This window comes from Rathayibacter sp. AY1A7 (assembly GCF_002930845.1).
Lineage (GTDB): Bacteria > Actinomycetota > Actinomycetes > Actinomycetales > Microbacteriaceae > Rathayibacter.
Map to the genome: position 1 here is coordinate 1 of NZ_PSTL01000009.1, position 24,933 is coordinate 24,933.

A 24,933-nucleotide genomic window follows, 5' to 3' on the forward strand; every position below is an offset into this window, starting at 1 on the left:
AGGGTGAGCAGCCGCGGCGGGAGGCCGAGCCGCCGGCCGACCGAGGTCGCGGCGACGGCGTCGGCGTCCGGCGCAGTGGTGCCGGAGTCGGCGCCCGGTGTGGAGTCCTGGACGCGGATCGACCCGCCCTCCTGGGCGATGCGGACCACGAACGGCTCGGCCTCGGGATCGCCGAAGGTCTGCGTCCACAGCTGACGGCCGTCGGCGGTGCGGACCTCGCGGGGCGCGTCGATCGCGCCTCCGTCGGCGTCCAGCACGAGGAGCTCGGTGTCCTCCGTGGTCGCCTCGAGGCGGACCGCCGTTCCCGCCATCGTGGCGACGGACACGTGCCCGTAGCCGATCCACAGGTCCAGCGGCTCGCCGGAGGTCTCGTAGCCGGGTGCGACCGTGACGCGCAGGTCGCTCGCCGCGAGCGTCGCGTAGCGGCCGGGAGCGGCGCTCGAGAAGCCGTAGGTGCCCAGCACGGGGAGCAGCTCGCGGTCGGTCGGCAGCACGGCGGCGCAGGCGGCCGTGACCAGCGCGACCGTCGCGAGGGCGACCAGCGCGATCGCGCGCCTCCGGAACAGGCCGGCGAGCACGATCACCACGGCGAGCACGAGCGCGGCCGAGGCGGCTCCGACGACGAGGGCCGTCGGCCCGGAGGCGGTGAGCGAGACCAGTGCGCCGGTCAGTGCGGCGGCGCCCAGGGCGAGCAGCGTGAGGCTCGCCCGCAGCCGGGGGTTCGCGGCGCGTCGGAGGCGCTGGCGCTCCAGGCGCGCGGCGGTGACGGCGGCGGCGGCGACTCGCGCCTCCTCCGCCCGGGCGCGGGCCGTCTCGCGGGCCGACGCGCTCTGCCGGGCGCGGAAGGCCTCCCGCTCGGCCCGCCAGGCCTCCTGGCGCTCGCGCCACTCGGCGACGGCCTCGGGGGACGAGGGGCGCTCGTCCTGCAGCCCGGGGTCGGGTGCGGGGTAGGCAGGAGCGGAGGGCGCGGGGTAGGGGAGCGTCGCGGAGGGGTGTGCGGACGGGGAGCCCTGGGCCGGGTGAGCGGCCGCGTCGTCCGATCGCCGGCTCCGCCGCACGATCCAGACCACGAAGGCCACGATCAGCCCGAGCACCACGAGCGACCACAGCGTCCGCCCGGTCGCGGGCGCCCAGGGCATCGCCCCGGTGTACGCGCCGCCGAGCGACCAGAAGCCCTGCGCCACCGGCAGCATCGAGGCGAGCACGAGGACGCCGATCCCGGCGTGCACCCGGTCGAGCGAGCCGCGGAGCAGCCGCTCCACCGGCAGGGCGCCGTCCTGGTCGGGCAGCAGCAGCCAGGCCGCGGCGTAGAGGAGGAGCGCGGGCCCGCCCAGCACCGCGACGACGAGCACGATCCCGCGCACGATCAGCGGGTCGATGCCGAGCCGGTCGGCGATCCCCGCGCAGACGCCGCCGATCCAGCCGGGACGGCGGGGCAGGTCGAGGCCGCGCAGCCAGAGCACGAAGCGGTTCTCGGGCGCGGGGGGCGGATCGGCGGGGCCGGGGGCTCCCGGGCCGGGGCTCTCGGGGCCGGTGCTGTCCGGGCCGGCCGCTCCGGGATCCGTCCCGATCGGCGTCGTCGCTGTGCCTGCCGCCTCCGTGCTGTCCGGCTCCGCGGAGCCCGGCGGGGTCGTGCTCTGTCCTGTCATGCTGCGAGTCTCCCGTGCGCTCCACGGCCCGAACCATCGGGGGAACCCCTGATCCGACCCCGAGAGCACCCCCGATCGTGCGGCCGACCTGTTTGGATGCAGGGGTGAGCACAGTCCCCGGCACCGCCGTCCGCCCCCCGCTGCAGCGGCCGCGGACGATGCTGCTCGGTGGAGTGTGCACCGCGGTCGCCGACCACCTCGGCTGGAGCGTGCGGAGGACCCGCCTCCTCGCCGTTCTCGCGACCGCGCTCGGCGGGGGCGGCGCGCTCCTCTACCTCTGGCTCTGGGCGCTGGTGCCCCTCGCGCCGCTCGACTCGCGCGACGCGGATCCGGCCGTCCGCCGCTCCGCTCCCGTGGCCGGCCTGCTGACCCTCGCCGCCGCCGTCGCGGCGCTCGCCGTGCTGATCACCGTCGACAGCGGCGACGACGCCGACATCACGCGCGCGCTCGTCGCCGTCGGCCTGCTCGCGGGAGGAGCCGTCGGCTGGAGCCTCGGGCTCGACCGCGGCGACGCCGTCCGCCCCGCCCGGTACGGCTCCGCGGTGCGCCTCGCCTCCTGCGCGCTGCTGGTGCTCGCCGGAGCGGCCGTGCTCACCGGCCGCCCGAGCGCCCTCAACGCGGTGCTCGCCGTGGGCGTGCTGCTGATCGCCGCCGGCGTGCTGGCCGCGCCCCGGGTGGTGACCCTCTGGTCCGAGCTGATGGGCGAGCGCGCCGCCCGCGTGCGCGAGGAGCAGCGGGCCGAGATCGCCGCGCACCTGCACGACTCCGTGCTGCAGACCCTCGCGCTCATCCAGAACCGCGCCGGAGCCTCGAGCGAGGTCGCCCGCATCGCCCGCGCCCAGGAGCGGGAGCTGCGCGACTGGCTGTTCGAGCGCGACGTCCCGGTCGCCAACGACCTGGCCGCCGAGGTCCGGGCGATCGCCGCCGCCGTCGAGCTCGACTACCCCGTGCACCTCGAGGTGGTGGCCGTCGGAGCGTCCGTCCCCGGCGCCGCCGCGCTCCTCGCCGCGACCCGCGAGGCCGTGCTGAACGCGGCCCGGCACGCGGGCGGCGACGTCTCGGTGTACCTCGAGTCCTCCGTGCAGGGCGTCGACGTGTTCGTGCGCGACCGCGGCCCCGGCGTCGTCCTCGACGAGGTGCCCGGCGACCGCCTCGGCATCCGCGAGTCGATCATCGGCCGGATGGCGCGCGCGGGCGGCAGCGCGACCGTGCGTCCCGGGGTCGGCGGCACCGGCACCGAGGTGCATCTGCGGCTCCCCGCGGAGGTCGAGCGGTGACCCGCGTGCTGCTGGTCGACGACCACTCCATCTTCCGCTCCGGCCTTCGGGCCGACCTCGCCCCCGAGCTCGAGGTCGTCGGGGAGGCGGCCGACGTCGACTCCGCCGTCGGCCTGGTCGCCTCGCTCGCGCCCGAGGTGGTGCTGCTCGACGTGCACCTGCCGGGCGGTGCGGGCGGAGGCGGGGCCGAGGTGCTGCGGCGCAGCGCCGGGTCGTCATCGCGCTTCCTGGCGCTGAGCGTCTCGGACGCCGCGGAGGACGTGGTCGGCGTGATCCGCGCCGGCGCCCGCGGCTACATCACCAAGGCCAGCTCCGGAGCCGAGGTGAGCCGGGCCGTGCTCGCGGTGGCGGGCGGGGACGCCGTGTTCTCGCCGCGCCTGGCCGGCTTCGTGCTCGACGCCTTCGGGGCGCTGGCGGGCGAGCAGGCGGAGTCGGGGGACGAGCTCGACCGGCTCTCGGCCCGCGAGCGCGAGGTGATGCGCCTGATCGCCCGCGGCTACGCCTACAAGGAGGCGGCCGCCGAGCTCTTCATCTCGGTCAAGACGGTCGAGTCCCACGTCTCCGCCGTCCTCCGCAAGCTGCAGCTCTCCTCCCGCTACGAGCTCACCGCCTGGGCCTCCGCCCGCCGCCTGCTCTGAGGCGCGCGCGAGCAGTCAACCCCGTCCCTCCTCCCGCTCCTGCCGTCCGACACTGTCGGGACACGACAGGAAAGGACGACCCGATGGTGACCACCACCCCCCGCTCTCCCGACCCTGGCCGAGCTCCTCCGCGACTCCCGGCCCGTGTCGCAGCTCTACGTCGACCTCGCGGTCGACTCCGGGGATCCGCCGGACATCTCGCTCGAGCGCGCCACGTCCCTCGGAGACGAGCTCGCCCGCCAGGGCGCCCCCCAGGCAGACATCGAGGCCCTCACCGCTCTGCTCGAGGGGGCCGGGCGCCCCCAGGGCGGCTGCTGCCTCTTCGCGGTCGCCGTGGACGGGAGGGTCGTGCTGAACGAGGTGCTGCCGGGTCGGCCGGTCGCGCCCGAGGGCGTCTCCTACAGCCCGCTCCCCGACATCGTGCCGCTGCTGCAGCACCGGCCCGACCTGCGCGTCCTCGTCGTCGAGACCTCGCGGGACGGCGGCGAGATCCGCCTGCACCGCCTGGGCGCGCAGCGACCCGAGGCCGAGCAGGCCGTGCAGGGCCGCACCGACACCCTCCACAAGGCGCAGGCCGGCGGCTGGCGGCACGACCGGTTCCACCACCACGCGGAGGAGATCTGGCGGCACACGCAGGCCGAGCTCGCCGCCGCGGTGGACGAGCTCGTGCGCGTGCACCGGCCGCGCCTGCTGGTCGTCGCAAGGGACATCCACGCCCGGCAGCTGCTCGCGCAGCAGCTCTCGCCGAGCAGCGCCGCGATCCTGGCCGTCGAGCCCGTGAACACGCGGGCCGCCGGCAGCGAGGAGGGGGCGCTGGAGCGGTTCGTCGACGAGCAGCTCGACCGGATCCTGCTGCGCGAGAAGGAGGACGTGCTCGACGCCCTGCGCACCGGGGAGCCGCGCCGCATCGTCGAGTACTCGCTCGGCGCGATCGTCACGGCGCTGGCCTCGGCGCAGGTCGAGACGCTGGTGCTCGACCCCGGCCGGCTGCGCGAGCGCGCTCTGCTGGCGCTCGCCGCGGAGCCGTGGGTCGCGTCGGCCCCGGAGGAGGCGCTGGGCGCCGAGGTGATCGACTCCGTCGACGCCGCCCTCGCGCTGGCCCGCGCCGCCGTGCTCACGGACGCGCGCGTGCTCGTCACCGACTCCCGCACCGCTCCGGAGGGGGCCGACGTGGTGACGCTGCCGCACGACGCCGACGCCGCGGCGATCCTCCGCTGGCGCACCGGCCCGCCGGTCCCGGGGGCCTGAGCGGCGGGTCCCCGAGCGCGACAGGGCCCGCGCCCCGATCCTGCGATCGGTCCCGGGGGCCTGAGCGGCGGGTCCCCGAGCGCGACAGGGCCCGGGCCCCGATCCTCTGATCGGTCCCGGGCCCTGTCCGGCCTCACGCCTGCGGGTCGTCCTCGCCCTCGGCGGCCGCGCGGCGGCGCGCTCCGAGGCCGAGCGCGGTGGCGCCAGCGGCCAGGAGTGCGGTGGCGCCCGCGATCAGGCCGACGCTCTCGACTCCGGTCGAGGCCAGCCCGCCGCCCGAGCCGCCGACGGGCAGCGGGGTGGGCGTGCCGGTCGGCGCGGTCGTGGGCACCGGGGACGGAGCCGCGGTGGGCGCCGCGGTCGGCCCGGCGGTCGGCGCCGTGGTGGGAGTCGCCGTGGGCGCGGTGGTCGGCGGGGTCGTCGGTGCCGTGGTCGGCCCGGCGGTCGGCGTCGGAGTCGGCGCCACCACCTGCGAGGCCGGCAGGATCTGCACGATGGTCGGACGCGGTGCCGCCGCCGCCCCCGCCGCCGTGGATCCGTAGTCCGGGAAGAACGAGGTCGGCGCCTCGAAGGTGCCCTCCTCGCCCGGGTGCTGCACCGCCACGAACACGTGTTGGTCGAGGTCGTGGACGATCGGTCCGCAGGTCTCGGCGTCGCGGGGCACCGAGAGGAACTGCTCCACTCCGCCGCGCGTCGCGCCCTCGAGCGCGACCTTGAAGAGCCCGTCGTTGTAGCCGATGCCGCTCGGGGCGCCGTCGGTCGAGATCCAGAGGTTCCCGACCGAGTCGAAGGCCAGGTTGTCCGGGCACGAGATCGGTGAGACCTGGTCCGCCGGGAAGCCGGAGAAGTAGACGACGTCGCCCTGCGCCTGGTCGCCGCAGAGCATCAGCAGGTTCCAGGTGAAGGTGCGGCCGGTCTGGTCGCCGCCGTCCTCGATGATCTCGACGATGTGGCCGTCGCGGTTCTCGGTGCGCGGGTTGACCTCGGTCGCGCCCTCCTTGGCGCCCTCGGTGCCGCGGGCGGAGTTGTTGGTGCAGGCCACGTAGATCCGGCCGCTGACCAGGCTGGGCTGCACGTCCTCGCAGCGGTCCATCTTGGTCGCGCCCGCGGCGTCCGCCGCCTGGCGGGTGTGCACGAGCACCTCGGCGACGCTCATCCCGGCGATCGTCGAGGCGCCGTTCAGCACCAGGGGCAGCCACTCGCCGATGCCGTCGAAGCCGCCGTCCGAGGGGACCGCCCCGGTGCCGGTGATCTCGGCGACGGGGGAGTCGCCGGTGAAGCGGGCGACGTAGAGGTCGCCCTCCTCCAGCAGGGTCTTGTTGTGGGCGCGGTCGCCCTCGATGTAGCGCTTCGTCGAGACGAACTTGTAGAGGTAGTCGAAGCGCTCGTCGTCCCCCTGGTACGCGACCACGCGGCCGTCCGGGGCGATGATGACGTTCGCGCCCTCGTGCTTGAGCCGGCCGAGCGCCGTGTGCTTCTTCGGCGTGGAGTCGGGGTCGAAGGGGTCGAACTCCACGATCCAGCCGAAGCGGTTCGGCTCGTTCTCGTAGCCCGGGGTGCGGGCGTCGAAGCGGGGGTCGTCGAGCTCCCAGAGGCGCGAGGTCTCGGAGTCGGCGAGGCCGTAGCGCTTCTCGGCGTCGCTCGTGCCGACGGCGCGGAAGTAGCCGTTGAAGTTCTCCTCGCCCGAGAGGATCGTGCCCCACGGCGTCGTGCCCCCGGAGCAGTTGCCGAGCGTGCCGAGCACGGTGCGGCCCTCGGGGTCGGCGACCGTCTTCAGCAGGTCGGTGCCGGCGGCGGCGCCGGTCACCTCGTAGGGGGTGTCGATCAGGTAGCGGCGGTTGCGCTCGCCCCCGCGGACGTAGGCCCACGGGCGGTCGACCGCGGTGCGGACCAGCTCGACGACGCTGAGGCCGTGGGCGGCGCGGCCGACGGCGCGCACGCGCTCCGGCTCCGCCTCGAGCTGCGCGGCCGGGAACATGATGCTCTCGTTCGTGTACTCGTGGTTCACGACGAGCAGGGCGCGGAGGCGCTTCGAGCCCGGGATCTCGACGATGTCGGTGTAGTCGTTGTTGTAGCCGAACTGCGCGGCCTGGGCGGCCTCCGTCTGGTCGGCGATGTCGAAGGCGGGGCTGTCGGCGAAGAGCGGGTCGCCCCAGCGGATGATCGGCTGCCAGGCGAAGCCCTCGGGGACGGTGAACCGGTCGACCGTGTACGGCACCGGAGCGATCGGAGTGAAGGCGAGCGGCGAGCCGTCGGCCGCGGTCGCCACGGCCGCCTCGGCGGTGGGCGCTCCTCCGGCGGAGGCGACGGCGACGGTGACCGCGCCGGCCAGGCCGAGGCCGAGGGCGCTGCGGCGGGAGAGCTGCGACGAGACGATGTCGCGGAAGTAGCTGTTGTGCGACGTGTTGCAGGTCGCGGTGGAGCAGGCGTTGGCGCACTTCAGCGCGCAGGTGACGGGGCTTCGCTTGCCGCGCACGTGGCCGGCCATCGGGAGGAGGAGCGGGCGGCGGGCGGTGTCTGACATGGAGGTCCTTCGATCACGAGCAGGAGACGCGATCGAGGCAAGCAGGGGGAGGGGGCGCCGATGCCGCCGGGTGGAGGCTCCTCCCTGAACGGGACGTGAACGTTCTCACAAGAAGGTGAGGCTCACCTTCCCTCCCTGCGGCCCTCCGAGCGCGCCTCCAGGACCGCCCCGACGTTCCCCGCGATCCACTCGACGACCGGCAGCAGCCGATCCGCCAGCTCCGCTCCCAGCGGCGTCAGCCGGTACTCGACGTGCGGCGGGACGACCGGCCGCGCCTCGCGGTGCACGAAGCCGTCCTCCTCCAGGATCCGCAACGTCTGGGCGAGCATCTTCTCGCTGATCCCGCCGATCCGGCGCCGCAGAGCGCCCCAGCGCAGCGTGCCCGGAGCGAGCGCCGCGAGCACCAGGACGCCCCACTTGCTGGTGACGTGGCCGAAGACCTCGCGGCTCGGGCAGTCGGCGGAGTAGACGTCCCCGGCGAGCAGGGGGGAGTCGGCGATCGTCATGGGTGCTCCTCGGGACAGGGGTGATGACAGTACTAACGAAATAGTGGGTACTGCATTCCGGGAAGCAGGAGGAGGATGCGCCGGTTGCACCCTCCTGGCGGCGGACCCCGCCCGCCCCACCCGTCAGGAAGGACCCCTCATGACCCTCGTCGTCACCGGAGCCACCGGCCACCTCGGCCGTCTCGCCGTCGAGCACCTGCTCGCCCGCGGCACCGCCGCCTCCGACATCGTCGCCACCGGCCGCGACGCCGCGAAGCTCGAGGCGCTCGCCGCCGACCTCGGCGTCCGCACCGCCGTCGCGGACTTCGACGACCCCGCCTCGCTCGACGCCGCCTTCTCCGGCGCCGAGGCCGTCCTCCTCGTCTCGGGCTCCGAGGTCGGCAGGCGCGTCGCACAGCACACCGCCGCGATCGACGCCGCCGTCCGCGCCGGCGCGCGCCTGGTCTACACGAGCGCCCCGAAGGCGACCACGAGCGCGCTCATCCTCGCCCCCGAGCACAAGGCCACGGAGGAGGCGATCGCCGCCAGCGGCGTCCCCGCTGTCATCCTCCGCAACGGCTGGTACAACGAGAACTACCAGCAGACCGTCGCCGAGCTCGCCTCCACCGGCAGCACCCTCTCGAGCGCCGGCGAGGGCCGCGTCGCCAGCGCCGCGCGCACCGACTACGCCGAGGCCGCAGCGGTCGCCCTGACCGACCCGTCCCTGGTCGGCACCGTGCACGAGCTCTCCGGCGACACCGCCTGGAGCTTCGACGAGCTGGCCGCGATCGTCGCCGAGGTCGCCGGACGCGACGCCGCGATCAGCCACGTCTCCTCCGACGAGCACGCCCGCGTCCTCACCGGCGCCGGCGTCCCCGAGGGCGGAGTCGGCTTCGTCGTCGGCCTCGACGCGAACATCGCCGACGGCCTCCTCGGCGGGACCGACGGCTCGCTCGCCCGCCTGATCGGGCGGCCGACCACGCCGATCCGCGCGTACGTCGAGGAGCAGCTCGGGCGCTGACGCTCCGGCGTCCCCGTCGGCCACCGTCCGGCTCGCAGGAGCAGTCCGCCCCCGCGAGCCGGACGGTGGCGCGCCCGGCCCTCCCGCGGCTCCGCGCCGGGCACTCCCGTCCGCGGCTCCGCGCCGGGCACTCCCGTCCGCGGCTCCGCGCCCGCCCTCCGCGGCTCCGCGCTCGACCCGCCGCACCTCGCGCCACCGTGTCGGCGCCCCGACGTAGGCTGTCCGCCATGACCTCGACGACGCCTCGCTCCGGTATCGACCGCTCCGAACTCGACCCCGCGACGCGCCCGCAGGACGACCTCTACCGGCACGTCAACGGGCTCTGGATCGACCGCACCGAGATCCCCGCCGACAAGGCGCGCTACGGCTCCTTCCACGTCCTCCAGGAGGAGGCGGAGAAGGCCGTGCGCGACATCATCGTCGAGGCGCAGACCGCGCAGCACGGCACCGAGGAGCGACTGTTCGGCGACCTCTACGCCTCCTTCATGGACGAGGAGCGGGCCGAGGAGCTCGGCGCCGCCCCGATCGCCGACGACCTCGCCGCCGTGCAGCGGGTCGACTCGATCCCCGGCCTGCTCCGCGCGGTCGGCGCCTTCGAGCGCACCGGCGTCCCCGGGCTCTTCGGCCTCTTCGTCGACAACGACCCGGGCAGCCCCGAGCGCTACCTCGTCTTCGTCAACCAGGGCGGCCTCGGCCTGCCGGACGAGAGCTACTACCGCGAGGAGGAGTTCGCCTCCGTCCGCGAGGCCTACACGCCGTTCGTCGCGCGGATGCTGGCGCTGGCCGGCATCGACGCCGCCGAGGCCCGCGCCGAGCGCATCGTCGCCCTCGAGACCGACCTGGCCGCCGCGCACTGGGACAAGGTCCGCAGCCGCGACAGCCAGGCGACCTACAACCTCCGCTCCTGGTCCGAGGTCGAGGAGCTCGCCGCGGGCGTCGACCTCGGCGTCTGGCTCACCGCGATGGGCGCTCCGGAGGGGGCGCTCGCCGAGGTGGTCGTCCGCCAGCCGAGCTTCCTCCAGGGTCTCGCGGGCCTGCTCACCGAGGACCGGCTCCCGGCCTGGCGCGACTGGCTGTCCTGGCAGGTGATCCGCGGAGCCGCGGCCTACCTGTCCAGCGGCTTCGTCGACGCCAACTTCGACTTCTACGGCCGCACCCTCACCGGCACCCCGCAGAAGCGGGAGCGCTGGAAGCGCGCCGTCTCGCTCGTCGAGGGGTCGCTCGGCGAGGCGGTCGGCCGCACCTACGTCGCCCGCCACTTCCCCGAGACGGCGAAGGCCGCGATGGACGTGCTGGTCGCGAACCTCATCGAGGCGTACCGCCGCTCCATCGTCGACCTGGAGTGGATGAGTCCCGCCACCCGCGAGCGCGCGCTCGAGAAGCTCGCGAAGTTCACGCCCAAGATCGGCTACCCGGTGCGCTGGCGCGACTACTCCGCCCTCTCGATCGACCCGGCCGACCTGCTCGGCAACGCCCGCCGCGTGGCCGAGTTCGAGTTCGCCCGCGAGCTCGGCAAGATCGGCCGCCCGCTCGACCGCGACGAGTGGTTCATGACCCCGCAGACGATCAACGCGTACTACAACCCGGGCTTCAACGAGATCGTCTTCCCGGCCGCGATCCTGCAGTTCCCCTTCTTCGACGAGGCCCGCGACCCCGCCGCGAACTACGGAGCGATCGGCGCCGTCATCGGCCACGAGATCGGCCACGGCTTCGACGACCAGGGCTCGCGCTTCGACGGCGACGGCCGCCTCACCGACTGGTGGACCGAGGAGGACCGGGCCGCGTTCGAGGAGCGGACGAAGGCGCTCATCGCGCAGTACGACGCGCTCGCTCCCGCGACCACGCCCGGGCACCACGTGAACGGCGCCCTGACCATCGGCGAGAACATCGGCGACCTCGGCGGTCTCGGCATCGCCTGGAAGGCGTACCTGCTCTCGCTGGACGGCGAGGAGCCGCCCGTCGTGGACGACCTGACAGGCGCCGAGCGCTTCTTCCTCTCCTGGGCGCAGGCCTGGCAGCAGAAGTCCCGCGACGAGGAGACGATCCGCCTCCTCGCCATCGATCCGCACGCTCCGGCCGAGTTCCGCTGCAACCAGATCGTCCGGAACATCGACGAGTTCTACGCTACTTTTGACGTCTCCGAAGGCGACGCCCTCTGGCTCTCCCCGAGCGAGCGCGTCACCATCTGGTAGTCGCCGCCGACCACCTCCGCACCACGGACGAGGAGCCCCGGGCATCGAGAGCCGACCGATGCCGCGGGGTCGTCCGCCGATCGCGCGTCCTGCCGGCGCGTGAGGACTCAGGTCCCCCCTCCGCACGACCGCACTCCCGACCCGTAGAGGGGCCGTACCCGTGGTGATCCCCACCAGCGAGACCCGCCGTGAGAGCCGACGCAACCGCCGGGGGCGCCACAAGGGCGGCGGCGACCGCGAGAACTTCCAGCGCGGCTTCGACGCCCTCGGCCGTCTCGCGATCGACGGGGTCGTCGTCTCGGCGCGCGCCGTCGACCTGGCGACCGGCCGCACCCTGTTCGCGGTCGACGACTCCGTCTCGATGCCCACCGCCTCCCTCGGCACCGTCGTGCTGCTGATCGAGGTCGCCGCCCGGCTGGCGAACGAGCCGCAGGAGAACCTGCGCCTGGTCGACCGGACCGCGGCGGACGCGGTCTCGGGTTCCGGGCTCTGGCAGCACCTCCAGGTGCCGTCGATGCCGATCGCCGACCTCGCCGCCCTCGTCGGTGCCTCGAGCGACAACCTCGCGACCAACGTCCTGCTGCGCCGCGTCGGCCTCGACGCCGTGCGCGAGCGGGCGGAGGCGCTCGGCCTCTCCCGCACCGCCCTGCTCGACGTCGTGCGCGACGAGCGCGGCCCGGACGACGCGCCGCAGCTCTCGATCGGCTCCGCCCGCGAGCTGACCTGGCTGCTCGCCACCCTCGCGAACGGCGAGATCGTCGACGCCGCCGTGAGCTCGCGGGTGATCGGCTGGCTCTCGCTCGGCACCGACCTCTCGATGGTCGCCGCCTCGTTCGGGCTCGACCCGCTCGCGCACCGCCACCCCGACCACGGGGTCCTGCTCGTCAACGCGACCGGCACCGACGTCGGCGTCCGCGCCGAGGCGGGAGTCCTCCGCGGCCCGCGTGCCGGAGTCGCCTACGCGGTCGCCACGCAGTTCGACGACACGACCCTGCACTACCGCCTCGCGGTGCTGGAGGGCATGCGCACCCTCGGAGCCGACCTGCTCGAGTACGTGCACTGACGGCTGCCGGGGCGGATACTCCTCCGGAGCAGGCCGATCCCGCGGGGCCCCTCGGGTGCCCCGTCAAGTCCGTGACCGCCTCCGGGGGCGCGACCTAGGCTGCCCGCAGCGGCGCCGCCTCCCGGGCGCACCGCGGAGAGGGAACCATGAGCAGCTTCGGCTTCGACGCCCCCGAGGACGTCACCGACACCACCCGCCCCGACGGCGACTCCCTGCCGGTCTCGCCGGAGGACCCGGCCGAGATCGACGACCCCGAGTCGATCGACGAGGCGCTCGACCAGGGCGCCGACGCCCGCCTCGGCGACGACCAGGACCCGCCGGAGCACCCCTTCATCCCGTCGCCCAGCTGATCGACCGGCCGGGCGCCCCAGCGGCGCCCGGCCTCCTCCGATCTGGCTTCTCCTCCGAGCCGATTACTCCTTCGACCCCGGCTTCAGGCGGCTCGCGAGGCGCTTGATCGGGTGGGCGGGCTCGCGCTCCGCCGGATCCTCGACCTCGAGGCCGTAGAACGTGCCGATGTCGCCGACGAACGCCTTGCGGCGGGCCTTGTCGTACGCGCGGATCTCGCGTCGGAAGGCGATCACCGTCGCGACGCACATCAGGATCATCACGGCGCTGAACGGCAGGGCCGAGAGGATCGCCGCGGTCTGCAGGGCGTCGAGGCCGCCGGCGATCAGGAGCGACAGGGCGAGCAGCGCGGTCGCGACGGCGAAGAACACGCGGATGCGGTTGCGCGGCTCCGGCTCGCCGCCGGTCGCGATCATCGACATCACGAGCGCTCCGGAGTCGGCGGAGGTCACGAAGAAGACGCCGATCAGGAGGATCGCGCCGATCGTCAGCACCGAGCCCGCGGGCAGTCCCTGCAGCATCGAGAAGAGCGCCAGGTTGGTGTCGACCGAGCCGTCGGCGCCGACGAGGCCGCCGTCGCCGTAGAGCTCCCGGTAGATGGCCGTGCCGCCGAGGACGCTGAACCAGAGGAAGGTCATGATCGTCGGCACGAGCAGCACGCCGCCGACGAACTCGCGGACCGTCCGGCCCTTCGAGACGCGGGCGATGAAGATGCCGACGAACGGCGCCCACGACATCCACCAGCCCCAGTAGAACGTGGTCCACGAGGCCTGCCACTGCTCGCCCTCGCGCCCGGCGTAGGCGCTGACCGTGAAGGTCAGGCCGATGAAGTTCTGCAGGTAGTTGCCGAGCGACTGCACGAACTCGCGGAGGAGGAACTGGGTCGGGCCGGCGACGAGCGCGAAGACGAGGAGCGCGGCGGCGAGCAGCAGGTTGCCGGTCGAGAGCCACTTCATGCCCTTGCCCACGCCCGAGATCAGCGAGAAGACGGTCAGGCCCGTGACCACGGCGATGACCACGATCTGCACGGTGAGCGACGACTCCACGATGCCGCTCGCCTCCAGTCCCGCTGAGATCTGGGTGACGCCCAGGCCGAGCGAGGTCGCGACTCCGAACATGGTGCCGACCAGGGCGACCACGTCGATCGCGTTGCCCCAGCCGCCGCGGACCCGGCGGCCCAGCAGCGGCTCCAGCGCCCAGCGGATCGACACCGGCCGCTTGCGGCGGTGGATCGCGTACGCGAGGGCGAGGCCGACCACCACGTAGATGGACCAGGCGTGGACGCCCCAGTGCAGGTAGGTCTGCGAGATCGCGCTCTGCGCGAGCTGCGTCTCGGTGCCGGTGACGCCCGGGCGCGGAGTGGCGAAGTGGGTGAGCGGCTCCGCGACGCCGTAGAAGACGAGGCCGATGCCCATGCCGGCGGCGAAGAGGAGCGAGATCCAGGCGAGCATCGAGAACTCGGGCTCGTCGTCGTCGGCGCCGAGCTTGATGTCGCCGAAGCGGCTCACGCCCATCCAGATGGCGAAGGCCACGAAGACCGCGGCGATCAGCACGTAGTACCAGCTGAACGTGTTGACGACGGTGGTCTGCAGCGTCGAGAACACGGAGGTCGCGGCGTCGGGCGCGAGGATCGCGAAGGCCGCGATCGACAGCGTCAGGACGGCGGCGGGCCAGAAGACCCACCGCGCGAGGCTGTGCGGAGGGGCGGTCGTGCCCGCGGTGGCGGGGGCGGTGTCCGGGGAGGACGGGTGCTCGGACATGGGGTCCTCTCGTCGGCGGCAACCGTCCACGGTACACGGGGGCCCGTCGGCGGCCCCGGCCGGGGGAGCCGGGCTGGCATGATCCGGCCCCGGTGCGGGAGGCTGGACCCGTGCAGTTCAGAGTCTTCACCGAACCCCAGCAGGGCGCGAGCTACGAGGACCTCCTCGCCGTCGCGCAGGCCGCCGAGAGCCTCGGCTACGACGGCTTCTTCCGCTCCGACCACTACCTCCGGATGGGAGACGGCGACCCCGGTGTTGGCCCGTCCGACGCGTGGACGACGCTCGCCGGCCTCGCCCGCGAGACCGAGCGGATCGCGCTCGGCACCCTCGTCTCCTCCGTCACCTACCGGCCGCCGGGGATCCTCGCGATCCAGGTCGCCCAGGTCGACGCGATGTCCGGGGGCCGTGCCGAGCTCGGCCTCGGCACCGGCTGGTTCGAGCAGGAGCACGCCGCGTACGGCATCCCCTTCCCTCCGCGCCGCTTCGACCTCCTCGAGGAGCAGCTCGAGATCGTGACCGGCCTGTGGTCGACGCCGGTCGGCGAGCGCTACTCCTTCGCCGGCGAGCACTACACGCTGACCGACTCCCCGGCCCTGCCCAAGCCCGCCCGCCTGCCGCTGCCGGTGATCGTCGGTGGCGGCGGCCCCAAGCGGACCCCGGCGCTCGCGGCGCGGTTCGCGAGCGAGTTCAACCTGCCCTTCCCCGAGTTCGACGCGATCCCGGGGGCCTTCGAGCGCGTCGACGAGGCGTGCCGGGCGATCGGGCGCGAGCCCTCGTCGCTCGTGCACTCGGTCGCGCTGATCGCGGTCGGCGGAGGCGACGAGGCGGAGTTCACGCGCCGTGCCGCGGCGATCGGCCGCGAGCCCGCCGAGCTGCGCGAGCACGGAGTGGCCGGCGGCGTCGACGAGGCGGTCGACCGCCTCGAGTCCCTCCGCGAGGCCGGCTGCGAGCGCGTCTACCTGCAGTTCATGGACCTGCAGGACCTCGACCACCTCGACTTCTTCGCCCGGGAGGTCCTGCCGCGCCTGTCGGCGTAGCGGGCGCCGCTGCTGCAGCCGAATCAGCGACGACTCCTGGCTTCTCGCGGTCCCCGTCCTCGTGCCCCCGCGCCGAGTGCGACGACTCCTGGGCACTCGCGGGCTGCGGGCGGCGCGCTCCGGGCCGCACGCCCGGGCGTCCGCCCGCGCCGCGGCCTACGCTGGAGGGATGGCGGACACGATCGAGCGCGCGGACGAGCGCCTGGCGACCCGCTCGGCGGCCGAGGTCCCGTGGATCGTGCTGGTCTGGGACGATCCGGTCAACCTGATGTCGTACGTCTCGTACGTCTTCCGCAGCTACTTCGGCTTCGGCCGGGCCGAGGCGGAGCGGCTGATGCTGCAGGTGCACACCGAGGGGCGCGCGGTCGTCGCGACCGGCAACCGCGAGGAGATGGAGCGGCACGTGGAGGCGATGCACGGCTACGGCCTGTGGGCGACGCTGCAGAAGGCCGACGCGTGAGCGCCCCGCTGCGCCCTACCGCCGCGGAGACCGGAGAGCACCCCGCTCGCGGCATCCGAGGACTCGGCTGATGCGCGCGTTCCGCCGCGACTCCTCCGGAGCGGCCGTCGCCCGTTTCGACCGCGAGGAGGCCGGGATCCTCCGCCATCTGGCCGGCGAGATGCTCGAGCTGCTCGATCGCGGGGCGTCCTCGGAGGAGGCCCGCTCGGATCCGGCGCTCGCGCGCCTCCTGCCCGACGCCTACCGCGACGACGCCGAGGCGGCCGACGAGTTCCGCCGCTTCACCGCTCCGGACCTCGCCGCCCGCAAGATGGACGACGCCCGCGCCGTCACGGCGGCCCTCGACGCCGGCGACGGCACGAGTCACGGCCGGATCTTCGAGGGGCTGGGCGAGGTCGCGGTCCGTCTCGAGGAGCCGCAGGCGATCGCCTGGCTCCGCGCACTGACCGACATGCGGCTCGCTCTGGCCGTGCGGCTCGGCATCGACGACACCGACGACGTCGTCCCGGAGGAGGGGAGCGCGGCCGCGATCCGCAGCGTCTACGACTGGCTGGGCGGCGTGCAGGACGGACTCGTCCGCGCCGTCGACGTGTGATCCACTCGTCCCTCCAGCGATTCCACAGCTGTGGACAACCCTGTGGAAAGGTGTGGAGAACCGGCTCCGGGAGCACCTCCGAACGGCGGAGCGCCGGGCGCGGGGGTGTGGAAACGCGTAGCGTCCACCCTGTGAACACTCCGAGCACCGCCGACGCCCAGCGCACCGCCGATGACATCCAGGACTCGCGGGCGGTGCGGACCCTCGCCCGCGGCGGCTTCGCGGCGAACGGCCTCGTCCACCTCCTGATCGGAGTGATCGCCCTCGGCGTGGCCCGCGGCGGCGGAGGCGAGGCCGACCAGAGCGGTGCTCTCGGCGCCCTCGCGGCGCAGCCCGGCGGTCTGGTGATCCTCTGGATCTGCACGGTCGGCCTCTTCGGCCTGGCGCTCTGGGGGCTGCTCGAGGCGTTCCTCGTCCGCCCGCGCGAGAGCGCCCTGAAGACCTGGGGCAGCCGGCTGAAGGAGGCGGGCAAGGCCGTCGTCTACGGCGCCCTCGGCGTGACGGCGCTGAAGTTCGCGACGGGCGGCGGGTCGAGCTCGTCCGAGTCGTCCGAGAGCGCGAGCGCGCAGGTGCTCTCGGCGCCGGGCGGAGTCGTGCTGCTCGTGATCGCGGGACTGGCCGTCCTCGCGGTCGGCGGCGTCTTCGTGTACCGCGGAGCGAGCAGGAAGTTCCTCGAGAACGTCGCGGAGCCGGGCGGTACGGCGGGCACCGTCGTCACCGTGCTCGGCGTCGCCGGCTACGTCGCCAAGGGCGTGGTCCTCGGCGCTCTCGGCGTGCTGCTGATCGTCGCCGCCGTCACCCATGATCCGGAGCAGGCGGGCGGGCTCGACGAGGCGCTGAAGTCGCTCGTGGAGCTGCCGGCGGGCGTGTTCCTCCTCGGCTTCGTCGCCGTCGGGCTCATCGCCTACGGGCTCTTCTGCTTCGCCCGCGCGCGCTGGCCGCGCCTGTGATGCCGGGTGGCGGATCCGCTCCATACCTGTCACCCCCCTTCCGCGCAACTGGTCCCGCCGTCCCGGAGTCGGTGACACGCTGAGGCCTGTGAGTGCTGGAGGCGAGGACGTGACCGGAGGACGGGTGCGTCCGCCGCTGACGCAGGACGCCGCCCGTCTGCTGGCCCGCTCCGCCACGGGGGACGCCTCCGCTCTGGGAGAGCTCGTCGACCGCTTCGGCGGCCTCGTCTCGGCGTGCGTCGGCACGGTCCAGGCCGACCCGGCCGGCCGCGACCGGCTCTGCACCGACGTCTTCACCGCCGTGTGGCGCCGCTCCCGCGAGGGCGCCCGCTCGCCGGAGCCCGTGCTCTGGGTGCTCGAGGTCCTCTGCGAGACCCTCGGGTCCGCGCACGAGCTCGCCCGGCGTCCGCTCGGCAGCGGCCTTCTCGCCCTCGACTGCCCGGACCGCGAGCTCCTGCTGCTGGCTGCGGCCGGCGGCTTCTCGCAGGCCGAGATCTCGGCGCTGACCGGGATCGACGAGTTCCGGCTGCGCTCGATCCTCCGGAACGCGCTCGAGACGCTCCAGGGCCGCGACAGCGATCTTCTGACGGCCTGACCGCCGGAGCCGTCGCGGGAGTAAAGTTGAGTCCGTCGAACTCAACTTTCGAGCCACGGAGGAGACCACCATCATGCAGGCCGGTCGGATGCCCCAGCAGGACGAGAAGTCCGCACTCGAGCAGTACGGCGTCAACCTGACCGCCATCGCGGCGAGCGGCAAGCTCGACCCGGTCATCGGGAGGGACGCCGAGATCCGGCGCGTCAGCCAGGTGCTCACGCGCCGCACCAAGAACAACCCCGTCCTCATCGGCGAGCCCGGCGTCGGCAAGACCGCCGTCGTCGAGGGGCTCGCCCAGCGGATCGTCGCGGGCGACGTCGCCGAGAGCCTCAAGGGCAAGCAGCTCGTCAGCCTCGACCTCTCGGCCCTGATCGCCGGAGCGAAGTACCGCGGCGAGTTCGAGGAGCGGCTGAAGGCCGTGCTCCAGGAGATCGAGGAGTCCGACGGCCGGATCATCACCTTCATCGACGAGCTGCACACGCTGATGGGCGCGGGCGGCGGCGAGGGATCGGTGGCGGCCGCGAACATGCTCAAGCCCATGCTGGCGCGCGGCGAGCTGCGGATGATCGGCGCGACGACGCTCGATGAGTACCGCCAGTACATCGAGAAGGACGCCGCTCTCGAGCGCCGCTTCCAGCAGGTCTTCGTCGGCGAGCCGACCGTCGAGGACACCGTGGCGATCCTCCGCGGGCTGAAGGAGCGCTACGAGGCGCACCACAAGGTGGCGATCGCCGACTCCGCCCTGGTCGCCGCCGCGTCGCTCTCGAACCGCTACATCACCTCCCGCCAGCTGCCGGACAAGGCGATCGACCTGATCGACGAGGCCGCGTCGCGGCTGCGCATGGAGATCGACTCCGCTCCCGTCGAGATCGACGAGCTGCGCCGCTCCGTGGACCGGCTGAGGCTCGAGGAGCTGGCGCTGAAGAAGGAGAAGGACGAGGCCTCGAAGGCACGGCTGGAGAAGCTGCGCGAGGACCTGGCCCGCCGCGGCGCCCAGCTCGAGGAGCTGCAGGAGCGCTGGGAGCGCGAGCGCGCCTCCCTCAACCGCGTCGGCGAGCTCAAGAACCGGCTCGACGCCCTGCGGATCGCCGCCGAGCGCGCGCAGCGCGAGGGGAAGCTCGAGCGCGCGTCGAAGCTGCTCTACGGTGACATCCCGGTGATCGAGCGCGAGCTCGCGGCCGCCGAGGCGGAGGAGGAGCCGGCCGAGGGCCGCATGGTGAACGAGCAGGTGACGGCCGACGACATCGCCGCGGTGATCGCCGCCTGGACGGGGATCCCCGTCGGGCGCCTCCTGCAGGGCGAGACCGAGAAGCTGCTGCACCTCGAGACCGAGCTGCACCGCCGACTGATCGGCCAGGACGAGGCGGTGTCGGCCGTCGCGGACGCGGTGCGCCGCACCCGCGCGGGCATCTCCGACCCCGACCGGCCGACCGGCTCCTTCCTCTTCCTCGGGCCGACCGGCGTCGGCAAGACCGAGCTGGCGAAGGCGCTCGCCGACCACCTCTTCGACGACGAGAAGGCGATGGTCCGCATCGATATGTCGGAGTACGGCGAGAAGTTCGCCGTCTCGCGGCTGGTCGGCGCCCCTCCCGGCTACATCGGCTACGAGCAGGGCGGCCAGCTCACGGAGGCGGTCCGCCGCCGCCCGTACTCGGTGGTGCTCCTCGACGAGATCGAGAAGGCGCACCCCGAGGTGTTCGACGTCCTGCTCCAGGTGCTCGACGACGGCCGGCTCACCGACGGCCAGGGGCGGACGGTCGACTTCCGCAACACGATCCTCATCCTCACCTCCAACCTGGGGTCGCAGTTCCTCGTGGACCCGGCGCTGTCACGGCCGCAGAAGGAGGAGGCGGTCCAGCAGATGGTGCGCCAGGCCTTCAAGCCCGAGTTCGTGAACCGGCTCGACGACATCGTGATCTTCGACGCGCTCGACCGCACCGAGCTCGGCGAGATCGTGTCGCTGTACGTCGACCGGCTGTCGAGGAGGCTCTCGGAGCGACGGCTCGACCTGGCGGTGACGCCCGCGGCCCGCGGGTGGCTGGCCGAGCGCGGTTACGACCCGCAGTACGGCGCGCGGCCGCTGCGCCGGCTGATGCAGCGGGCGATCGACGACCAGCTGGCCACGGCGCTGCTCGGCGGCACGGTGCGCGACGGGGACGTGGTGCTGGTGGACGTGGCGCCGGACGGCGAGAGCCTGTCGGTGACGGCCGGGATGCCCGCGTCGGACTGACCGGGGTGCTCGACCCCTGTCGCGAGTCCGCAGAGGTCGCGGTGGTCGCGGTCGACGCCGACGTCTAGGGGGACGGGAAGGAGCGCGCCGGCGGTGACGGGAGGTCCCTCCACAGGGCGCTCGCGGGCGGTACTCGTCCACAGTGGCGGGATCCGCGGGCGGCGCGTCCGGCGGGCTCCGTATCGTCGGCGGCATGTCCTTCGAAACGCCCGGCCCCCGCATGGCCGACCTCCCTCCCGAGGAGCGGCCGAGGGAGCGCCTCCGCGCCTACGGACCGGAGGCGCTCACCGACGCCGAGACCCTCGCCGTGCTCATCGGGGCCGGCGTCCGCGGCGCCAACGCGACCGTCGTCGCGCAGCGCCTCCTCGCGCGCTTCGGCGGCATCGACGCCGTCGCCCGGGCCGGGGTGGGTGATCTGATGCGGCACCGCGGAGTCGGCGAGGTCGCCGCCTGCCGCCTGGTCGCCTCCTTCGAGCTGCGGCGGAGGATGAACCGCGCCTCGCGCGCCGCCCGCGTCTCAGACGCCGCCGGCCTGGCCGGGCTCGTCGCTCCGCTGCTGGCCGCCCGGCCGGTCGAGACCGTGCTGGCGGTGGCGCTCGCCGAATCCGGAGCCGTCCGCGACGTCCTGACGCTGGCCGACGGAGCCCCGGCGCACGCCGAGATCCCCGTCGCCGCCGTGCTCGCCGAGGTGCTGGCGCGCGGCGCGGCGGGCATCGGCCTGGCGCACAGCCACGCGGGCGAGGCCGTGGTGCTCCCCTCCGACCGTGCGGCGACGCGGGCGATCGCCGACGGGGCAGAGGCGTGCGGCCTGCGGTTCCTCGCGCACGTCGTGATCGGGCGCGACGGCTGGGCGGAGGCGCAGCCGTGACGCGGCGCAGGGCTGCTGCGGGGCCCCTCCGTTCCGGCAGGACGCCTCCCGCCCGGCGCCGGACCGCCCCCGGCCGCGCCTCGGCTCTCCACCTGGGCCGCGTCGGCGCGCGTTCGTGCAAGCCCCCGCCTCTCCGGCGCCCGCGGCCGGTCGCGGGCGTACCGTGGACGCCGACCCCATCCCCCTCCCGACCAGGAGCACCCATGCGAGCAACACTCATCCACGGCGAGCGCGACATCCGACTCGAGGAGGTCCCCGACCCGCAGCTCTCGACGGGGCGCGACGCGATCGTCCGCGTCACCGCGGCCTGCGTCTGCGGCTCGGACCTCTGGCCCTACCGCGGCGTCACGCCCACCAAGGAGGCGCACCGCATCGGCCACGAGTTCGTCGGCGTCGTCGAGGAGATCGGCGACGACGTGCACGACGTCGCGGTCGGCGACTTCGTGATCGCCCCGTTCTACGTCTGCGACGGCACCTGCGCGAACTGCGCGAACGGCGTCTCCACCTCGTGCCTCACCGGCGGCTGGTGGGGCGCCGAGGTCCGCGGGGAGGGCTTCGCGGACGGCGCCCAGGGAGAGAAGGTGCGCGTGCCCCTCGCCGACGGCACGCTCTTCCGCGTGGGCATCGACCCGGACCCGGCGCTCATCCCCAGCCTGCTCACCCTCGCCGACGTGATGGGGACCGGCCACCACGCCGCGGTCTCGGCCGGCGTCACCGCGGGCTCGACCGTCGCGGTCGTCGGCGACGGCGCGGTCGGCCTCTGCGCCGTCCTGGCGGCCAAGCGCCTCGGCGCGACCACGATCATCGCGATGTCGCGGCACGAGTCGCGGCAGAACCTCGCCCGCCGCTTCGGGGCGACCCACATCGTCGAGACCCGCGGCGACGAGGGCGTCGCGCGCGTCCGCGAGCTGACCGGCGGGATCGGCGCCGACTGCGTGCTCGAGTGCGTCGGCACCAAGGAGTCGATGCAGCAGGCCCTCGACTCCGCCCGCCCCGGCGGCATGGTCGGCTACGTCGGCGTCCCCAACGGAGGCCCCGAGCTGCCCGTCCGCCAGATGTTCGGCTCGAACGTGGGCGTCAACGGCGGAGTCGCGCCGGTCCGCGGCTACATGGCCGAGCTGCTGCCCGACGTGCTCAGCGGCGCGATCGAGCCCGGTCTGGTCTTCGACCTCGAGCTGCCCCTCGAGGAGATCGCCGAGGCGTACGCCGCCATGGACGAGCGCCGCGCGATCAAGACCCTCGTGCGTCCGTAGTCCCGCCGAGGGGCGCCGGCACGGTCGCGAGGAGTAGCCTCCCGCGCATGACCGCGTCAGCCCGCACCGCCGCGACGGCGCCCCTCTTCCACCCCGACCTCGCGCTCGGCCGCTTCCTCCCGCCGATCGTCCTCGGCCCGCGACTGCTGCGCCTCGCCACGCGACGCGCCGCCGAGGGAGGCGAGGCTCCGCCTGACATCGTGGTCGACGACGTCGAGATCCCCGTCGCCGGAGCCGCTCCCGTCCGGGCCCGCAGCTATCGGCCGCGCATCCTCCGCGGTACCGCTCCCGCGCTCCTCTGGGTGCACGGCGGCGGCATGGTGCTCGGCAGCCACCTCCAGGACGAGGCGTCCTGCATCGACTTCGCCCGCACCCTGGGCATCACGGTCGTCTCCGTCGACTACCGCCTCGCGCCCGCGCATCCGGCCCCGGCTGCCGTCGAGGACGTGCTGGCCGCGTTCGACTGGCTCGTCGAGCACGCGCAGGAGCGCGGCGTCGACCCGGCGCGCATCGCCGTCGGAGGCGCGAGCGCGGGCGGCGGCATCGCCGCGGGTGCGACCCTCCTCGCCCACGACCGCGGAGGAGCGCAGCCCGCGTTCCAGCTGCTCGTCTACCCGATGCTCGACGACCGCACCGTCACCCGGCCCGGTCCTCCTCCGCGCGGAGTCCGCGTCTGGACCCCGGGCAGCAACCGCTTCGGCTGGACCGCCTACCTCGCCGGCGAGCCCGGCGGCCCCGGCGTCACGGCCTACGCCGCCCCCGCCCGCCGCGACGACCTCACGGGCCTGCCGCCGGCCTGGATCGGCGTCGGCGGCCTCGACCTCTTCCACGACGAGGACGTCCGCTACGCCGAGCGCCTGCGCGCGGCCGGAGTGCCGTGCGGGCTCGAGATCGTGGAGGGCGCCTTCCACGGCTTCGACGCCCTGTTCCGCCGGACCGGCGTGGCGAAGCGCTTTTGGGCGGCGCAGGCCGCGGCGCTCGGCGAGGCCCTCCTCGCCTGACCTCCGCGTCGACGCGCCGGGCCGATTCCGTCTCCGGCGCTCGGCACTGCGAGGCTGAGGGGCGACGGCCGCCGCCGCCCGCGCGTCATTTGTGCCGTGCCTGCCGCGCATCCCTCTCCGCCCGCCGCCCCGCCCCGCCCCGTCTCCCGGAGGACCCATGGACATCGACCGCCTCGCCACCCGCTACGAGATCGCCCTGCCCGCCTGGATCGGCGACGCCCTCCGCGACGTCCCCGAGGTCCTCCCGAGCCTCGAGGACCGGATGGCCCTCGTGCACGCGCTCGCCGACCGTAACTTCCGCGAGGGGAACGGCGGCCCGTTCGCGGCGATCGTCGTCGAGCGCGACTCCGGTCGTCTCGTCTCGGTCGGAGTGAACGTCGTCCTCGGCAGCGGGGTCTCGTCCGGCCACGCCGAGGTGACGGCGCTCGGTCTCGCGCAGACCGCGCTCGGCACCTGGGACCTCGGCGGCGAGGGCCTCCCCGCGCACGACCTGGTCGTCAACTGGCGCCCGTGCGTGCAGTGCTACGGAGCGACGATGTGGTCGGGGGTGCGCCGCCTGGTCGTCGCGGGCTCCGGCCCCGAGCTCGAGGAGATCAGCACCTTCGACGAGGGGCCGATGCGCGAGGACTGGGCCGCGCAGTTCGAGGCCCGCGGCATCGAGGTCGTCGACGGCGTGCTCCGCGACGAGGCCCTCGACGTGTTCCGCGCCTACCGCGCCTCCGTCGACTCCGGCGAGGTGCTCGTCTACAACGCCCGCGCCGACTCCTGATACCGCGGCGGGTCCGGTCCTCGCATCGGTTCCGCGCCGGACGCACGGGAGCCCCGCCTCAGCGGGGCCCCGTGCGGTCCTGAGCTGCCGGCCGCTGGCAGCGGTCAGCGGCGGCTCAGCGCCACCAGTCGTCGAACATCGACAGCGGCACCTGGCGCTTGTGCTCGGTCGCGGCGTACCGCGCCTCGATGGCCTCGGCGACGGCCCGGTCGACCTCGCCGCCCTCGAGGTACGTGTCGAGGTCGGCGTAGGTGAGCCCGAGGTTCGTCTCGTCGGTCTGGCCGGGGTTGTCGTCGAGCAGATCCGCCGTCGGCGCCTTCTCGTAGAGCCGGGCCGGTGCGTCCAGGTGCTCGAGGAGCGAGCGCCCCTGCCGCTTGGTGAGGCCGGTGAGCGGGAGGACGTCGGCGCCGCCGTCGCCGTACTTCGTGAAGAAGCCGGTGACCGCCTCGGCCGCGTGGTCGGTCCCGACGACGAGCATCCCGGCCTGGCCGGCGATCGCGTACTGCGCGATCATCCGCATCCGCGCCTTCACGTTGCCCTTCACGAAGTCGCTGATCGGCTCGTCGACCGCGTCGCCGAATGCTGCGGCCACGCCGGCGACGCCCTGGTGGATGTCGAAGACGACCTGGCGGTCCGGGCGGATGAACGTGAGGGCGAGCTGGGCGTCCTCCTCGTCGGCCTGCACCTTGTACGGCAGGCGGACCGCGATGAAGGAGGCGTCGCCGCCGCTCGCGCGGACCTGCTCGACCGCGAGCTGGCAGAGGCGCCCGGCGAGGCTCGAGTCCTGGCCGCCGCTGATGCCGAGGACGAGGCCCTTCGCGCCGGTGCTGCGGAGGTAGTCGGCGAGGAATCCGCTGCGCCGTTCGACCTCGACGGCCGGATCGACGGCGGGGGAGACGTGGAGCTCGGAGATGATCTGCTGTTGGACGTCGCGCACGGCTTCACGCTACTCCGGATGCTCCCCGGCGGC

General features: G+C 74.1%; 21 protein-coding genes and 1 pseudogene. 17 read left to right on the plus strand and 5 right to left on the minus strand.

The features are described from left to right. The coding region (locus C5B95_RS08830) for a PspC domain-containing protein (RefSeq protein ID WP_104348966.1) at positions 1-1,649 on the minus strand (1,649 nt) is incomplete at its 3' end. Positions 1,650-1,753: 104 nt separating this feature from the next. Here C5B95_RS08830 and C5B95_RS08835 point away from each other — a divergent pair. The 3 genes from C5B95_RS08835 (at position 1,754) to C5B95_RS08845 (ending at position 4,812) form a co-directional block, all read left to right on the plus strand. Continuing rightward, positions 1,754-2,926, plus strand: coding sequence for a sensor histidine kinase (locus C5B95_RS08835; RefSeq protein WP_104348967.1), 1,173 nt, complete (start codon positions 1,754-1,756; stop codon positions 2,924-2,926). Next, complete coding sequence (locus C5B95_RS08840; RefSeq protein ID WP_104222839.1) at positions 2,923-3,564, plus strand: response regulator transcription factor; 642 nt, start codon at positions 2,923-2,925, stop codon at positions 3,562-3,564. Before C5B95_RS08835 ends, C5B95_RS08840 begins: the two co-directional genes overlap by 4 nt. A gap of 144 nt (positions 3,565-3,708) precedes the next feature. Further along, on the plus strand, positions 3,709-4,812 hold the full coding sequence (locus C5B95_RS08845; RefSeq protein ID WP_104348968.1) for a Vms1/Ankzf1 family peptidyl-tRNA hydrolase: 1,104 nt from the start codon (positions 3,709-3,711) through the stop codon (positions 4,810-4,812). 484 nt (positions 4,813-5,296) lie between these two features. Here the strand turns inward: C5B95_RS08845 and C5B95_RS08850 are convergent. Both C5B95_RS08850 and C5B95_RS08855 read right to left on the minus strand, forming a co-directional pair. Next, positions 5,297-7,336, minus strand: a pseudogene (locus tag C5B95_RS08850) (PhoX family phosphatase); the annotation flags it as partial. A gap of 122 nt (positions 7,337-7,458) precedes the next feature. Then, positions 7,459-7,842 carry a helix-turn-helix domain-containing protein gene (locus C5B95_RS08855; RefSeq protein ID WP_160033071.1) on the minus strand — a complete coding sequence of 128 codons (384 nt, stop codon included), beginning with the start codon at positions 7,840-7,842 and terminating at the stop codon, positions 7,459-7,461. A gap of 139 nt (positions 7,843-7,981) precedes the next feature. Here C5B95_RS08855 and C5B95_RS08860 point away from each other — a divergent pair, with 139 nt between their 5' ends. From C5B95_RS08860 to C5B95_RS08875, 4 genes are all read left to right on the plus strand, one after another. Next, positions 7,982-8,842, plus strand: coding sequence for an NmrA family NAD(P)-binding protein (locus tag C5B95_RS08860; RefSeq protein WP_104348970.1), 861 nt, complete (start codon positions 7,982-7,984; stop codon positions 8,840-8,842). 227 nt (positions 8,843-9,069) lie between these two features. After that, positions 9,070-11,034 carry a M13 family metallopeptidase gene (locus C5B95_RS08865; RefSeq protein ID WP_104327637.1) on the plus strand — a complete coding sequence of 655 codons (1,965 nt, stop codon included), beginning with the start codon at positions 9,070-9,072 and terminating at the stop codon, positions 11,032-11,034. Positions 11,035-11,194: 160 nt separating this feature from the next. Next, positions 11,195-12,097 (plus strand): serine hydrolase, encoded by a 903-nt coding sequence (locus C5B95_RS08870; RefSeq protein WP_104222833.1) that lies wholly within the window; start codon positions 11,195-11,197, stop codon positions 12,095-12,097. A 146-nt stretch (positions 12,098-12,243) separates the two neighbouring features. Then, entirely contained in the window at positions 12,244-12,447 is a 204-nt protein-coding gene (locus C5B95_RS08875; RefSeq protein ID WP_104348971.1) for a hypothetical protein, read from the plus strand. Between the two features lie 63 nt (positions 12,448-12,510). Here the strand turns inward: C5B95_RS08875 and C5B95_RS08880 are convergent, their stop codons facing one another. After that, a complete protein-coding gene (locus tag C5B95_RS08880) occupies positions 12,511-14,205 on the minus strand; it encodes a BCCT family transporter (RefSeq protein ID WP_104348972.1) in 1,695 nt (564 codons plus the stop codon). A 110-nt stretch (positions 14,206-14,315) separates the two neighbouring features. Between C5B95_RS08880 and C5B95_RS08885 the strand changes: the two genes are divergently transcribed. The 10 genes from C5B95_RS08885 to C5B95_RS08930 all read left to right on the plus strand — a co-directional run bounded on the left by C5B95_RS08885 (position 14,316) and on the right by C5B95_RS08930 (position 23,963). Beyond that, positions 14,316-15,242, plus strand: coding sequence for an LLM class F420-dependent oxidoreductase (locus C5B95_RS08885; protein ID WP_104222830.1), 927 nt, complete (start codon positions 14,316-14,318; stop codon positions 15,240-15,242). Between the two features lie 169 nt (positions 15,243-15,411). Then, positions 15,412-15,702, plus strand: a complete 291-nt coding sequence (gene clpS / locus C5B95_RS08890) for an ATP-dependent Clp protease adapter ClpS (protein ID WP_104222829.1) — start codon at positions 15,412-15,414, stop codon at positions 15,700-15,702. A 70-nt stretch (positions 15,703-15,772) separates the two neighbouring features. Continuing rightward, a complete protein-coding gene (locus C5B95_RS08895; RefSeq protein ID WP_104225742.1) occupies positions 15,773-16,297 on the plus strand; it encodes a DUF2017 domain-containing protein in 525 nt (174 codons plus the stop codon). Positions 16,298-16,428: 131 nt separating this feature from the next. Then, entirely contained in the window at positions 16,429-17,247 is an 819-nt protein-coding gene (locus C5B95_RS08900; protein WP_104266595.1) for a DUF1206 domain-containing protein, read from the plus strand. Positions 17,248-17,356: 109 nt separating this feature from the next. After that, the gene (locus tag C5B95_RS08905) at positions 17,357-17,842 is read left to right on the plus strand and encodes an RNA polymerase sigma factor (protein ID WP_146076550.1); all 486 of its coding nucleotides are present in this window, start codon (positions 17,357-17,359) and stop codon (positions 17,840-17,842) included. A gap of 88 nt (positions 17,843-17,930) precedes the next feature. Continuing rightward, positions 17,931-20,072 (plus strand): ATP-dependent Clp protease ATP-binding subunit, encoded by a 2,142-nt coding sequence (locus C5B95_RS08910; RefSeq protein ID WP_374952925.1) that lies wholly within the window; start codon positions 17,931-17,933, stop codon positions 20,070-20,072. Positions 20,073-20,265: 193 nt separating this feature from the next. Beyond that, complete coding sequence (locus C5B95_RS08915; protein ID WP_146076551.1) at positions 20,266-20,940, plus strand: RadC family protein; 675 nt, start codon at positions 20,266-20,268, stop codon at positions 20,938-20,940. A gap of 203 nt (positions 20,941-21,143) precedes the next feature. Further along, positions 21,144-22,193, plus strand: a complete 1,050-nt coding sequence (locus tag C5B95_RS08920) for a zinc-dependent alcohol dehydrogenase family protein (RefSeq protein ID WP_104348975.1) — start codon at positions 21,144-21,146, stop codon at positions 22,191-22,193. Between the two features lie 47 nt (positions 22,194-22,240). Then, on the plus strand, positions 22,241-23,194 hold the full coding sequence (locus C5B95_RS08925; RefSeq protein ID WP_104222822.1) for an alpha/beta hydrolase: 954 nt from the start codon (positions 22,241-22,243) through the stop codon (positions 23,192-23,194). A gap of 157 nt (positions 23,195-23,351) precedes the next feature. Continuing rightward, complete coding sequence (locus tag C5B95_RS08930; protein ID WP_181027247.1) at positions 23,352-23,963, plus strand: nucleoside deaminase; 612 nt, start codon at positions 23,352-23,354, stop codon at positions 23,961-23,963. A 115-nt stretch (positions 23,964-24,078) separates the two neighbouring features. On the opposite strand, the gene nadE is transcribed toward C5B95_RS08930, so the two are convergent. Beyond that, positions 24,079-24,900 carry an ammonia-dependent NAD(+) synthetase gene (nadE, locus tag C5B95_RS08935; protein ID WP_104348976.1) on the minus strand — a complete coding sequence of 274 codons (822 nt, stop codon included), beginning with the start codon at positions 24,898-24,900 and terminating at the stop codon, positions 24,079-24,081. Between the last annotated feature and the right edge of the window lie 33 nt (positions 24,901-24,933).

Excerpts from the sequence above, each read along its gene's own strand:
- C5B95_RS08855 (WP_160033071.1), bottom strand. The coding sequence starts at position 7,842 with ATGACGATCGCCGACTCCCCCCTGCTCGCCGGGGACGTCTACTCCGCC.
- C5B95_RS08860 (WP_104348970.1), top strand. The coding sequence starts at position 7,982 with ATGACCCTCGTCGTCACCGGAGCCACCGGCCACCTCGGCCGTCTCGCC.
- C5B95_RS08865 (WP_104327637.1), top strand. The coding sequence starts at position 9,070 with ATGACCTCGACGACGCCTCGCTCCGGTATCGACCGCTCCGAACTCGAC.
- C5B95_RS08875 (WP_104348971.1), top strand. The coding sequence starts at position 12,244 with ATGAGCAGCTTCGGCTTCGACGCCCCCGAGGACGTCACCGACACCACC.
- C5B95_RS08880 (WP_104348972.1), bottom strand. The coding sequence starts at position 14,205 with ATGTCCGAGCACCCGTCCTCCCCGGACACCGCCCCCGCCACCGCGGGC.
- clpS (WP_104222829.1), top strand. The coding sequence starts at position 15,412 with ATGGCGGACACGATCGAGCGCGCGGACGAGCGCCTGGCGACCCGCTCG.
- C5B95_RS08895 (WP_104225742.1), top strand. The coding sequence starts at position 15,773 with ATGCGCGCGTTCCGCCGCGACTCCTCCGGAGCGGCCGTCGCCCGTTTC.
- C5B95_RS08910 (WP_374952925.1), top strand. The coding sequence starts at position 17,931 with ATGCCCCAGCAGGACGAGAAGTCCGCACTCGAGCAGTACGGCGTCAAC.
- C5B95_RS08915 (WP_146076551.1), top strand. The coding sequence starts at position 20,266 with ATGTCCTTCGAAACGCCCGGCCCCCGCATGGCCGACCTCCCTCCCGAG.
- C5B95_RS08920 (WP_104348975.1), top strand. The coding sequence starts at position 21,144 with ATGCGAGCAACACTCATCCACGGCGAGCGCGACATCCGACTCGAGGAG.
- C5B95_RS08925 (WP_104222822.1), top strand. The coding sequence starts at position 22,241 with ATGACCGCGTCAGCCCGCACCGCCGCGACGGCGCCCCTCTTCCACCCC.
- C5B95_RS08930 (WP_181027247.1), top strand. The coding sequence starts at position 23,352 with ATGGACATCGACCGCCTCGCCACCCGCTACGAGATCGCCCTGCCCGCC.